Annotated in this window: 10 protein-coding genes; 8 read left to right on the top strand and 2 right to left on the bottom strand. The window is 60.6% G+C overall.

Annotated features, from left to right (window positions below; genetic code table 11):
* The first annotated feature begins 153 nt into the window (after positions 1 to 153).
* Positions 154 to 504 (top strand): flagellar biosynthesis anti-sigma factor FlgM, encoded by a 351-nt coding sequence (flgM, locus tag U0034_RS09130; protein WP_085228572.1) that lies wholly within the window; start codon positions 154 to 156, stop codon positions 502 to 504.
* Positions 505 to 598: 94 nt separating this feature from the next.
* The gene (locus U0034_RS09135) at positions 599 to 1,039 is read left to right on the top strand and encodes a flagella synthesis protein FlgN (protein WP_085228723.1); all 441 of its coding nucleotides are present in this window, start codon (positions 599 to 601) and stop codon (positions 1,037 to 1,039) included.
* 235 nt (positions 1,040 to 1,274) lie between these two features.
* Here U0034_RS09135 and U0034_RS09140 read toward each other — a convergent pair whose 3' ends face one another.
* Both U0034_RS09140 and U0034_RS09145 read right to left on the bottom strand, forming a co-directional pair.
* Positions 1,275 to 1,850 carry a cysteine hydrolase family protein gene (locus U0034_RS09140; RefSeq protein ID WP_386092186.1) on the bottom strand — a complete coding sequence of 192 codons (576 nt, stop codon included), beginning with the start codon at positions 1,848 to 1,850 and terminating at the stop codon, positions 1,275 to 1,277.
* Entirely contained in the window at positions 1,838 to 2,239 is a 402-nt protein-coding gene (locus U0034_RS09145) for a VOC family protein (RefSeq protein WP_085228722.1), read from the bottom strand. Before U0034_RS09145 ends, U0034_RS09140 begins: the two co-directional genes overlap by 13 nt.
* Before the next feature lie 342 nt (positions 2,240 to 2,581).
* On the opposite strand from U0034_RS09145, the gene U0034_RS09150 reads away from it, so the two are divergent.
* The 6 genes from U0034_RS09150 (at position 2,582) to tssF (ending at position 13,014) form a co-directional block, all read left to right on the top strand.
* The gene (locus U0034_RS09150; protein WP_102622912.1) at positions 2,582 to 5,359 is read left to right on the top strand and encodes a type VI secretion system Vgr family protein; all 2,778 of its coding nucleotides are present in this window, start codon (positions 2,582 to 2,584) and stop codon (positions 5,357 to 5,359) included.
* Between the two features lie 4 nt (positions 5,360 to 5,363).
* Complete coding sequence (locus U0034_RS09155) at positions 5,364 to 7,523, top strand: T6SS effector phospholipase Tle3 domain-containing protein (protein ID WP_085230574.1); 2,160 nt, start codon at positions 5,364 to 5,366, stop codon at positions 7,521 to 7,523.
* Between the two features lie 5 nt (positions 7,524 to 7,528).
* Complete coding sequence (locus U0034_RS09160; RefSeq protein WP_233211870.1) at positions 7,529 to 9,148, top strand: type VI lipase adapter Tla3 domain-containing protein; 1,620 nt, start codon at positions 7,529 to 7,531, stop codon at positions 9,146 to 9,148.
* Positions 9,148 to 9,408 (top strand): PAAR domain-containing protein, encoded by a 261-nt coding sequence (locus U0034_RS09165; RefSeq protein WP_085230575.1) that lies wholly within the window; start codon positions 9,148 to 9,150, stop codon positions 9,406 to 9,408. The genes U0034_RS09160 and U0034_RS09165 overlap by 1 nt, the downstream gene beginning before the upstream one ends.
* Entirely contained in the window at positions 9,401 to 10,936 is a 1,536-nt protein-coding gene (locus U0034_RS09170; RefSeq protein ID WP_233211871.1) for a type VI lipase adapter Tla3 domain-containing protein, read from the top strand. Before U0034_RS09165 ends, U0034_RS09170 begins: the two co-directional genes overlap by 8 nt.
* A 257-nt stretch (positions 10,937 to 11,193) precedes the next feature.
* Complete coding sequence (tssF, locus tag U0034_RS09175; RefSeq protein WP_139831225.1) at positions 11,194 to 13,014, top strand: type VI secretion system baseplate subunit TssF; 1,821 nt, start codon at positions 11,194 to 11,196, stop codon at positions 13,012 to 13,014.
* Positions 13,015 to 13,058 lie beyond the last annotated feature (44 nt).

The following is a 13,058-nucleotide window of genomic DNA, read 5'->3' on the forward strand; positions in this document are numbered from 1 at the left end:
ACGTTTAACGAAGAGGAGCGGAGCGGAGAAAAAGGGGACGGAAGGGCTTGGAAGGGAAAGGAAGATCCCGAAAGGGACAGACCGATTGCGCTAAAGTTTGATTTGAGCGTGCCGTTATCACATTCAAATCGGAAACACCTCGGGAAGCCAATCGTGAAAGTCGATTCCTCCACTACTTCTGGCCTGTCGTCGCAAAAGAGCGGCGTGCAGAGCACGCGCCAGGGCGATGCCGCCCCGGTGGCCAATCGCGGCGCGGCTGCGGGCGCCTCGATCGTCGATGGCGGCGGTGCCACGGGCGATGCGAACGTGAACCTGTCGGGCCTGTCCTCGCAGCTTCGCTCGCTTGCCGCCTCGGGCGCGGCCGATATCGACGTTGCCCATGTCGAATCGATCAAGCAGGCCATCAAGGATGGCACGCTGTCGATCGACACCGGCAAGATCGCTGACGGCATCCTCGAAACGGCTCGGAATTTGTTGCAAAAACCTCAATCGTCCGGCGGCTGACGCCAAGCACGACGCGGCATCGTAGCAGGGCGATTCCTTTGTGAATCGAGCGTTCGCTCAAGCGCGCACGCTCAATCGTCATCAGTTGGATCCGATGAAAGACACCCTGCTCGATACCGTTACCGAAGAACACGCCACGCTCGAAGCGTTCGCCTCGTTGCTTGCCTATGAAGAGAAGGCCTTGACGGCCGTCTCTCCGGCGGACACGCTGCCCGCCATCATCGAGAAAAAGACCGAGCTCACCGAAAAGCTCGCGACCCTCGAAAAGGCTCGCGACGAGCAGCTGCGCGCGCTCGGTCTGCCTGCGGGCTTGAAAGGCATGGAGATCGCGTGCGCCGACGATCCGCGTGTCGCCGGCACGTGGAAGCTTCTGCAAGAAGCGGTGGACCGCGCGCGCCGCGCGAACATGACGAATGGGCTCATGATTCGCGTACGCATGAACTACAACGAGAAGGCGCTCGCCATTTTGCGCGGGGCGAACAAGGGCGGTGCCGCCAGCACTTATGGCCCTGATGGGCGCATGGCCGGGGTTTGAGCCGGCGCGGACGCGCTTTTCGCTCGTTTTTCTTTCCCGTTTTCCCTCTCATTCGCTGGAAGTCCGCGCCGTGGCGCGGACTTCCGGTTTTGCGCGGCCGCGCGATGGCATCGGGTATTGGCATACGCGCAGATCGTCGCCCCGATGCCGGTTCCCGGCCGTCCGATGGTCACGGTGCGCAGACAATCGCAAACACTTCTCTCACTCATCACCGCCCGTTGCCCGGGCGAGCACGTCATTCATCGAGCGCGGTAACGACGTCGGCTGTTGAGCGGATCTGCGCATAATCCATCGCCAGATTGCTCAACGACAAAGCATGCACGTCCTCGGCCGGCCAAAGTCTGCCGCTCAGGTCGTGCTGATCGAACGTGAACGCCGCGTCCGCCGCCACGATCGTCTCGAAGCCGAGGTTACCGGCACTGCGGGCCGTCGCCTCGACGGAGTTATTCGTAATCCCCCCTGCGATCACCAACTGCCGGATCTGCCGCGCGTGCAGCCAGCGCTCGAGCCCGGATGCGGCAAACGCATCGGGGACGTTTTTCTCGAGCACATACTCGTGCGGAAGCGGGATGAAGCGCGCCTGAAACTCGGCGCCCGACTGCCCTGGCCAGAAAACCGAATCCGCGGCGCGCGAAATATGCCGCACATGCACGACGGGCCGCTGTGTTCGCCGCCAGGCATCGAGCAATGCGGCCATGTTGTCTTCCGCGTGCGGGTTGTTGCGTCGGCCGAGCCGAGGCTCAGTAATGCCCTTTTGGAGATCGACGAGAATCAGCGCCGCCTGAGGGCTTAACCTGTTCATCGCACCCACACTTCTTCCAGATCGTCGAAATTGAGTTCGACGCCGTTGCCGGTGGGATCTTTGAAGAATATCTGTTTTTGCCGCGCCCCCGGGACAGTCGCGCTACGGTAGGCAATTCCACGCGCCCGCAAATGGGCCTCGAATTCGGCATGTCCCACCGACGAGAACGCGACGTGATCGAATGTGCCGGCTGCATGCGGCAGGCGCTGCTCGTTCGGCCGAGCCTCGCTCAGATGCAATACGGCTTGATCTCCTATATAGAGCCAGTAGCCGTAGTGACTGAACGGCGGCCGCTCACCGATCGAAAGACCGACGATATCGACATAGAAATCGCGCAGTGCATCGAGTGTCGCGCGGTCGGCGCGCAGATTGCAGTGGCTGAAGCCGGTAACGGGCATGGCATTGTCCTGTTTTTTCTCGTTGCCGCGCCATGGTGCGCGTCTATGCCCGTATGTTAGCGCGACGGCGACATGCAGCTGCCGGCACACCGAGAGTATCGAACTTGCCGGCGGCAATCGCAGGATGACTCCCATTGGGCGTCATCCAACATGCCGGCAATATTTCCCTGTAATTTCATTTGTAGTAAAAATTGCCTTTCCCATTTTGCCATTGACAGCTCTAACGTCGACCGGTAGTTTCCTGCCTCATTCCGAGGGCTGTTGTACATGCTTGGCGTGAGCTATTGGCTGCCGACGTGCGCATAGTCCGTATACAAAATGCATCGAAAATGAGAATAAGCCGTGAACTATCAAGACCTGCCACGCGTGTCGTTCGGGCCATTGCTGTCTCAAAATAACCGTGCGTTCCGCCTGAAATGGCCTAAATCGCGCCAGGAGTTGGATCAGCTTCTACTGCCGCAGTATCTCGATATTGAGGAAACGCTCTGCGGGGGTATCGAGGGCAGCGTTTTATGCGTATCGCCTACCGCAGGCATTCCGCTGACCACGTTCATGGCTGTGCCGCTGGCGGTGCAGCTCGTGACGGACAGCGGCGGGCTGCGATCGATCTGCGGCATAGTCGCGGATGTACAGGAAGGCGAATCGGACGGCGGCCTTGCCGCCTACCGGTTGCGCATACGCGACGCGTTGTCGCTATTGGAGTTGCGCACCAACACCCGTGTTTTTCGCGCGATGAGCGTGCTCGAAGTGGTGCGCACGCTGGTGTGGGAATGGCGGAACAAGAGTTCCACCATTGCCGGCGCATTCGATATCGATATCTCGAACCTCCAGGTCGACAAATACCCCTCTCGCGAACAGACAAATCAGTTCGACGAATCGGATGCGGCGTTTATACGGCGACTACTGCGGCGTGAGGGCATTGGCTGGTACATACAGGCGGGAAAGCCCGGCGAACAAGACCCGAGTAAAGTGACCGCCCCGATGCATACGCTCGTGCTGTACGACGATGCGAGCCAGCTTCGGCAATGTGCTGTCGGGACGGTACCTTACGGCCCGAACCCGACGGTCAGCCAGCGCGATGTGGTGAAGACGCTGTCGGAAGGGCGACAACTGGTGCCCGGCGCAATCCGGCGCTTCAGCCCCGACTACAAGTTCGACCATATGGAGCGCATACAGGGCCCGACGCGCTCCGACCAGGGCGAGGCCGGCAACGATCTGGCGCGCCTGCTGATGGACTCCCGCCTCGATTCGCCCCATCTCGCGAATTCGCCGGCCGACTATGAGCGCATGGGATTGGCAAGGATCAAGTCGCACGACGCACGCGCGGTACAGATCACGGGCGCCAGCGATATCCGCGACCTCACGGTGGGTACCTGGGTGACGGTGTCGGCACGCGACAAGCGCAATTCGCTCTCGACGAACGAGCGCGCCATCACGATCACGAGCCTCCATCATCGCGGCGAGAACAATCTGCCGAAGGATCTGAGCGAGCGCGCGCAGGCGCTCTTCGCAGCCGGCCGCTGGCCTTTCGAGCCGCTGCCGGTGTCCACGTCGACGCCGGCGCGGCCCACGGTGTTGGACCAATCGGCGGAAAGCCGGTACGAGAACACGTTCACGGGCGTACCCCGTGGCACTCCGCTCACGCCCGCCTACGATCCACGCGTCGATCTGCCCCGGGTCTATCCGATTACGGGCAAGGTGACGGCGCCCGACGGCGAGGAGGTGCATTGCGACGAGCAAGGGCGCGTGTACGTTCAGATCGTTGCCCTGGCTTCGGAAGACCACGAGCATGCGAAAGGGATGGGCACGAGCGGCACCGAAATCGACAGTGCCCCGGTGCGCGTGTTGACCGGCTTGGCGGGCGACAACTTCGGCGAGAACTGGGCGCCGCGCAAGGGGATGGAGGTTCTGCTGGATTTCCAAGGCGGCGATCCCGACAAGATGTACGTGGCGGGAATCCTCCACAACGGCGCGAACATGCCGGCCACCTTCAACAACACCGGAGCCCTGCCGGGCAACCGATATGTGTCCGGCACCAAGACGAAGGAAATCAAGGGGCAGCGCTACAACCAGCTGCGTTTTGACGATACGCCTTCCGAAATCAGCGTCCAGCTGTCGAGCGAGCATGCGGCAAGTGAAGTCAATCTGGGCTACCTGACGCACCCACGCACGAACGGCGACGGCGAATACCGCGGCGAGGGCGCGGAGCTGCGCACCGATGCAGCGGCGGCATTGCGGGCGGCCAAGGGAATCTTGCTGACCACGTATGCACGCAGCAAGGCGGCGGGGCATCAACTCGACCGGGACGAACTGACCCAACTGTTGAACGAATGCACGGAGCTTTTCAAGTCGCTTGGCGATTACGTCGGGCAGCACGGCGGCAAGGCGGCGAACACGACGGGGCAAAGCGCCGTTGCGGCTGCGCTCAAAACCTGGCAGGCATCGGGCTCAGGCGACACGTCGGGGTTGATGGCATTCGGTGCCCAGGCGGGCTGGGTGAGCGTGACGCCGAAGACGCACGTTACGTACGCCGGGGAAAACATCGATCAGGTTGCGCAGCAGGATTTGCAACTCACGGGAGGCGCGCGCATTACGGCGGCAGCGGGACAAGGCGTTCACCTATTCGGACGAGGCGAAGGCGTGAGCGCGATCGCCGGTGACGGACCGATGCTGCTACAGGCACAGCAGGACACGTTGTCCGCGACGGCACAAAAAGCAGTGCATATCACGTCGATTGGCGATGAGGTGGTCATAGCGGGAAAAACGATCCGGCTCGTGGCCGAGGACGGAAGCTACGTCAAAATCGGCGGCGGCGTTCAGGTCGGCTCCGACGGTGCGTTTGTCGCTCACACCGGAGGCCACGATTTTCTCGGGCCCAATACCGATCACGTGGCACCGCCCGCATTCAGTTCGAACGGGGCCGACCAGCGGTTCCGGCTGCGCTACCCGGGCACAGACAGCGCCGAGATGCCACACCCGGTACCCAACCGGCCATACGAGATCACGCTACACGACGGGCGCGTAATAAAAGGTATCTCGGACGGTCAGGGGTTGACGGACCTGACGTCCAGCGACGCCATGCACATCGCACATATCAAGGTATTCGACGCACAGGGGTAATTCGATGAGTACTTCACAACCGCACGCCAAGCGCGTGGTGGGTGAACGCCAGGCGCGGCTGCTGACCAACCGGCCGCCAGAATCGCACGCGAACGTCGATATCGAGCACCGACTGCCATGCACCACGATTCTGATTCACGGAGTCAACGACATCGGTACCGACTTTGGCACCGTCGAGGGAGGATTATGCGAGGGGCTGAACGACCGACTCGGCCGTCAAGACCTGAGGGGAGCGGACTACACGCATGGTCGAATGGCCAACGATCCGAGCAAGGTCACCACGGCCGACCTGATGAAGAACCTCGACGACGTGATCTATCGCCGCAAGGAGTCTGCCGACACGAAAAGTGTGCTGATTCCGTTTTATTGGGGATTCAAAGCAAGCGCCAGCGATTTGCCGAAAGACCCGGCCAAACAGACAGTCAACGGCCAGTATGTCGACAAGTTCGGCAATCGGCTGGATCGGCATCGGGCCAAGAATGGCGGCATGTTCGCGAACGCAACGTCGAACATTCCGGACATGTTCAACAAGCATTTCAAGGGCGGAGCAAAGACGTGGACGCTCGACAAGCTGCAAGCTGACGTAACGCATCCGTTGCGCGAGGCGCCCAACCGTCGGTACATGGTTTTGGCGGCCATCCGCCTGGCTGCGTTGGTCCGCCAGATCCGCGCGATCGATGCAAACGAAACCGTTAATATCGTCGCGCATAGCCAAGGCACGCTTATTTCGTTGCTCGCACAAGCGTTTTTGATGGAAGGGAAGCTCGCCAGCCGGCCGGCTGACGCCTTGATTCTGATCGATTCCCCCTACTCGCTCAGCGAAGAAGCGATGGATCAGTTCACTCAGACTGGCGGCGAACAGCAGACGTGCTATGCGCGCGCAAAAACCCTGACGAACTTGACGAGTCTCGTCGCACAACACAAACATAACGCGCCGGAACTGGCCAAACTGAAGGCTTGCTCGGGCCAGGACAACTGGGGCATCACCGGGCCGAAGTGGTCGCCCCAAGAGGCAACACGCTTGACCGGCCCTGACGGCAAGACATCGCTTGTCTTTGCCGAACGCGACAACCGCGGCAAGGTGTATTTGTACTTCTGCCCGGAAGATGCAACGGTGGGGCTCAAGGGCGTAAACGGGATGGGAGCCTCTGGCCTGCCCGATACCATGGCGGTAGCGCAAGCGGGGGCGAAGCGGGAAACGGTCAATATTCTTTCCGATGGATTTAGGCAACGGCTGTTCACTCGCCGGAAGCGTCACGGCAAGCCGATACTGGTCGGCACGCCCCCGGGGCCTCTCATAATACGAGAGAAGGGCGAGAGTGCTCATGGCACGTCGGGGGCGACCGAACGGATCAAACGGGCGGACATTGCCGAGGGCACCGTGCGTACGATCAACGGCGAAGCGCTGCCGCCGGCGTTCGCACCAGATTTAGAGGGAAACGTGCTCCCCGGCACCGAGAACACGCCGCTGTCGAACAGCAAGGGGGAGCGCGAACCCGGCAAGCAATCTATCGATCAGGTCGAGGCGGAGGTCGCGTTGAGCGCCTCCGAACTGCAGCAACTGCCGCCTCAAGCTATGGCTTGGCCTGCGCTGAAGCCTGGCTCGACCGTACCGGCGCCGCGGGAAGTGGAGGCGGTGCTCAATCAAGGCAAGGAAACTGACGATCAATGCAAGGTGCTTCGTGTACTGCTCTCGATGCCACCGGTCCCCGGCCAGATCCGTGTCATTCGGCAGGAGACACCGAACGAGGCCAAAGTACGGCTGATGAACGAATTGCGGGTGGACAGTTCCTATCACTCCGCAGTGATGAGCGGGCGACGCAACCACCGTTGCGCAACTGCCTTTGACGTGGCAATCGGGCAGGCTCGGGCGCTTGACGACCCGGAGTGGGCTGCGTTATTGCGTACGATGGCGGATTGGCGAGTGCCTTTAAAGAAAGTGAAGGCTACCTCCGGAGAAGAGCGATACGCAATGCTGGATCACGTTACTCAAGATATCGTCGAAGCGAATTGTAGGTATTACGACTCCGGTCGGTTCCCGCCTGAGGGGATCGTACCTATGGCGCTCCCGGCGAAAGTCGTCAGCGAAACTCTGAAGATCAGGATTGAGCGCGTCCAGAGAGCGATGGAATCGGCCCCCTTGAACAATATCCCCTTGCTTTGACGCCCATGACGATGCTTCTTGCACGCCCGCTCAGTACTCGAGTATTCCTTTTTGCGCTTGCGATTTTCATGCTGATCTGGATCGGCATACTGAAATCGCTTACGATTAGCGGTCATTTGCCGTGGGGAGAGATTCCGATGTTCCGACGTCTGTTGCTATTGGCGGTACCGCCATTGCTCCTTGCGGTTAGCGTGTACGCCGGCTTTAGCGCATGGGCGCGCAAGTACGACGCACGGCAGCAGTTCGACCCGGCGGCCGTGCTAAACGCAACCGCACGGACGGACACGCAGGCTGCGGCCGCGTCTCGCGATCCACACTTCACCCTCGAGGTGCGCCGCTTCGGCGCCACAGTCGATCGTTTTCGACAGCGCGCACTCTTGATGCGACTTGAAGAGGCTGGATCAAGGGGCACGCTCCTCCTGCAGAGCCCGAAGGATTATCCATGGTCGCATGACGAACGCTCAACGGCATACGATCAGCGCGAGAACAATGTATTCGCTTACGCACTGAGAGGTTGGACCGATTACTGGCCGATTCCGGTCATCGTCGCGGGACCGAAGCGAAACGAAAACAACAAAGATGCCGATCGTATGGCAACGCACATTTCTAGTGCAGACAACGGTGCGGGCGTCGGCAATATGCTCTATGTCCAACTCGATGAGCTTCATACCACTCATGGCGACGATGTCCTCGCGCGACTATTCGATGTCTTCGACAAGCATCCCGATTTGCCGGCAGTCGTTGTATTGGTCGAAGATGGGCTACTCACTCGCGCGTACTTACGCACCCCGGGGGAGAGCTACCTGGCTCAATCGAATGTAAATGGCAACTTTGTTCCCGCACGCCCAGATAGCTTCGTGGCCCTGCTTGTGACACGCAAGGATCGTGTCGATCGACTCATTCGACCGTACGTGGTGGAGGCGCCAGAAGCGATCGACAACGAAAAGACACAATTCGACGTCATCAAACTTTGGAACTACTTTTGGGACCGGCAAAAGGAGTACTGGGACCAGGGCAACCACACCATGCCATCGGATTACTGGCAGTCGAAGCTGCCCGAATTCTGGAAAACGACGCCCTTGAAAGCGCCGGAAGGCTTCCAACCGAACCCCTGGATCCCCGTGCCCTGGACCACATGGCAACTCAAAGAGTACGACCAGTGGCCCGTGCTCGCGTATCTGCATCGCCCTATACGCGTCGACCTGAGCGACGGGCACGGCCAGCCGCTGAAAAAAGGCGAGCGCGTCGAAAAGCTGCGTAGCGGCTGGCAAGAAGCCCTGAAGACCTTGTCTACCGGCGACCAACCGGGCCGGATGTTTTACGACACCGGCGACTCGACAAACAACCTCGCGGTCCTCTTTCAGGCACTGCACGACAATCCTCAACACATCGATCTGGACGATCCGAACGACGCATTCGATATGCAACGACGTATCGGCGGCGACACAGGCATAAGCTCCACATGGGTGCAGTTGGCGCTCGGCGTCATGATGGGCTACAACGACGGCAAGACCAGCGCAATCGTGAATCTGCGCGATCCATCGCATGCCTCAATCGTCATGTTGACGCCCCCCGATGCCGCCTCGCGTCAGGCCCATCCGCAAATGTTCAGTTGGGACTTCTGATGCCTCAGAAACGGTACATCGTCGAAGGCGACAGCCATAGTCATGGAGGACATGTGCTGTCCGGCGCTCCGAACTCGCGCATCGGTGGACGTGCGATCGCCCGTCTAACCGATCCAGCCATCTGCGAGATTCACGGCCGCACACATATCGCGAAAGTTTCGGGCGTGGCGCGCTTCGATCGACAGCCCGCCGCCTGCGATGGCGATGAGCTTGCATGCGGTGCCCGACTGATCGCGAGCCAGTCGACTACCGGTGGATAAAACAGATATCGTCGGATCGGACGTTGTCGACGAGCGCGTCCGCACAGCAGACGTCCTGCTACTTGTCGGCGCATCAATGCTGCTCCTCGCAGTCGGAGTATATGAGGGCTATAGCGCATGGGCGCGTAAGCACGACGCACAGCAATTCGACCCAGCAGCGGTACAAAGTGCTGCTGCTCAGGCAGAAACAGCCGCTGCCGCCGTGCCTCGCGATCCCCGCTTTACGCTCGAAGTGCGCCGCGTCGGCGTAACAGTGGATCGTTTTCGGCAACGAGCACTCCTAATGCGTCTTGAGGAGGCCGGCCCAACAGGCACGCTACTGCTGCAGGATCCAAAGGACTATCCGTGGTCTTCCGGCGAGCGCGCTAGTTCATATAATCAGCGCGAGAATAATGTGTTCGCTTACGCGCTGCGAGGTTGGACCGATTACTGGCCGGTCCCCGTCATCGTAGCCGGGCCGCAGCGAGATGGCAGCGAGAAGTATGCCGACCGCATGGGGACGCACATAGAGAGTGCAGACAACGGCGCAGGCGTTGGTAATATGCTGTACATCCAACTTGATGAGCTTCATACCGCTCACGGCGACGATATCCTCGCACGACTGTTCGACGTCTTCGACAAGCATCCGGATTTGCCAGCGATCGTCGTGCTGGTCGAAGACGGTCTCATCACGCGCGCAGCCTTACGCACACACGGCGAGAATTACGGCGATCAAGCGACCAAGAACGGCAATTTTGTGCCAAAGCGGCCCGACAGCTTCGTGGCACTTCTGGTCACGCGCAAAGACCGCGTGGATCGACTCATTCGACCGTACGTGGTAGAGGCGCCTGAAGCGATCGATAACGAAAAGACGCAGTTCGACGTCATCAAGCTTTGGAACTACTTTTGGGACCGGCAAAAGGAGTACTGGGACCAAGGCAAGCACACCATGCCGTGGGATTACTGGCAGTCGAAGCTGCCCGAATTCTGGAAAACCACACCCTTGAAAGCCCCGGAAGGCTTCCAACCCAATCCCTGGGTTCCCGTACCTTGGACCACATGGCAACTCGAAGAGTACGACCAGTGGCCCGTGCTCGCGTATCTGCATCGCCCTATACGCGTCGACCTAAGCGACGGGCACGGCCAGCTGCTGAAAAAAGGCGAGCGCGTCGAAAAGCTGCGTAGCGGCTGGCAAGAAGCCCTGAAGACCTTGTCTACCGGCGACCAACCGGGCCGGATGTTTTACGACACCGGCGACTCGACAAACAACCTCGCGGTCCTCTTTCAGGCACTGCACGACAATCCTCAACACATCGATCTGGACGATCCGAACGACGCATTCGATATGCAGCGGCGCATAGGTGGCGACACGGGCATAAGCTCCACATGGGTGCAGTTGGCGCTCGGCGTCATGATGGGCTACAACGACGGCAAGACCAGCGCAATCATGAATCTGCGCGATCCATCGCATGCCTCAATCGTCATGTTGACGCCCCCCGATGCCGCCTCGCGTCAGGCCCATCCGCAAATGTTCAGCTGGGACTTCTGATGCCTCAGAAACGGTACATCGTCGAAGGCGACAGCCATAGTCATGGAGGAGATGCGCTGGCCAGCGCACCGCATTCGCGCATCAAAACGTCCCATGGTGCGACGCCGATTTCCATCACCCTGCCTTCGTCCATGCGGGCGCAACCTATCTTCACTCGGACAAAAGGCTGATTTGTTGGCGAAGCAAGCGGCCTCAACGCTGTGCAGTTCTACACTGCGGCCGAATGCAACTCCGAGCCCCGCGCCAAGGAACCAACCGTGACCGACCACCTACTCCCCGAATACGAACGCGAGCTTGCGATACTGCGCCGTTCGATGGCCGAATTCGCGAAACGTCACCCGAAAGCTGCGGCCCGGCTGGCCATCGCGGGCGAGCATTCCGAAGACCCGCACGTCGAGCGGTTACTGCAATCCGCCGCGTTCCTCTACGCACGCGCGAGCACCCGCATCAACGACGATTACCCCGAATTCACCACGGCGCTGCTCGAGCTGGTGTATCCGGAATACCTGCGCCCCTTCCCCTCCTGCTCGATCGCGCATTTCGCCGGAACGGATACGGTTGCCAAGCTGGCGAGCCCCGCCGTCATCGAACGCGGCGCCGAACTGAAAACGCGTACCGGCGAGTACACGTTCCGCACCGCTTACGACGTCGTATTCTCCCCACTGCGGATCACCGAGGCGCGTTATACGTTGCCCTCTTCCGCGCCCGCCAAAGCCCGATTGCGCGAGCGCACGACGGGCATTCTCTCGATTACGCTCGCGCTGCCGGCAGCAACCACCGCCATCCCGCCACGCGCCCGCGTATTCATCGACGGTAACCGTCGCACGGTAGCGGCAACCCTCGACACGCTCCTTCTGCGCGCAACGAGCGCACAGGTCGAGGCCGACAGCACCGGCCAGTGGCTCGCATTGGACGCGGTGCCCTTCTCGCCAGCAGGCTTTCGCGACGACGAAGCCCTGATCGAGCGGAACGCCTCCGCCCAATCTCAATTCCGCTTGCTGCTCGAGTATTTCGCTTTCCCCGAAAAATTCGATTTCGTCGACATCGATATCGCCGCGCTCCTGAAAATCACAGGCCCGTGCCGGCAGGTAACCATTCACTTGCCAATCGAGGACTTGCCTTATGACTCCTCGCCTGCGCGCGCCCTCGCTACGCTAAGCGCCGCGAATTTCAGGCTCCATTGCACGCCCGTTATCAATCTGTTCGAGTGCCCGGCCGAACCGGTATTGCTGAAGGAAGTCGACACGGCTGTCTATCCGGTCGTGCCGCAGACATTGCTCACGTCCGATGCCTCGGTCTACTGGATCGACGAAGTGCGGCTCAAGGAACGGGATACCAAAGAAGCCAATATCACGACAATCCAACCTTACTACTCGCTTCCTCATCTCGGGACGCAACAGGCCATCTATTGGCACGCCGAGCGCGGCGGTCGGCTTGCCGAACTGGTATCGGGGCGTGACATGCTGCTCACGCTCGTCGACGAGCGCGGTTCCACCGTGGAAGTGGATGCCCATCAGATCGAAGCGGACCTGCGGTGCACGAACGGCAACTTCCCGGCGGCGTTGGAAACGGGCGATCCGCGCGGCGATTTCGCTTATGCCCAAAGCGCCATCTCCGGCCGCATAGCGATGCTATGCTCCCCCACGACAAGCACGGTCCGGCCGCACAAACCCAGGCAGATGTGGGACATGATCGGCATGATGCCGGCGAACGCGACGGCCTTGATGGAAAACGGCTTGCCCACCTTCAAGGCGTTACTCGAACTGCACCTGCCCGCACACACGTCGGGTGCGCAGCGGCATATCGACGGAATCGCCGGCCTGGCCTGCGAACTGGCGCTCGAATGGTTGCCGATGGAGCCGCAGCCGATGTTGGCGCGCGGGATTCGCGTGCGCGTGTCGATCGACGATGCCGCGCTCGAGGACTGCGCGATCAGCACGCTCGCCCACGCGTTCGAAAGCGTTCTCCGCGTTTATGCACCGACGAACAGCTTCGTGCAGGTATCGCTGACGTCCGCGCACACAGGCGCCACGCTGATGCTGGGCGAACCGCTGCCCGGCAAGACGCCACTGATCTAACAACCATCCAGCCCCGCGCGCAAACTCGCGGGACCGCAACAGCT

The sequence above is a fragment of the Trinickia caryophylli genome (genome assembly GCF_034424545.1).
Classification (GTDB): domain Bacteria; phylum Pseudomonadota; class Gammaproteobacteria; order Burkholderiales; family Burkholderiaceae; genus Trinickia; species Trinickia caryophylli.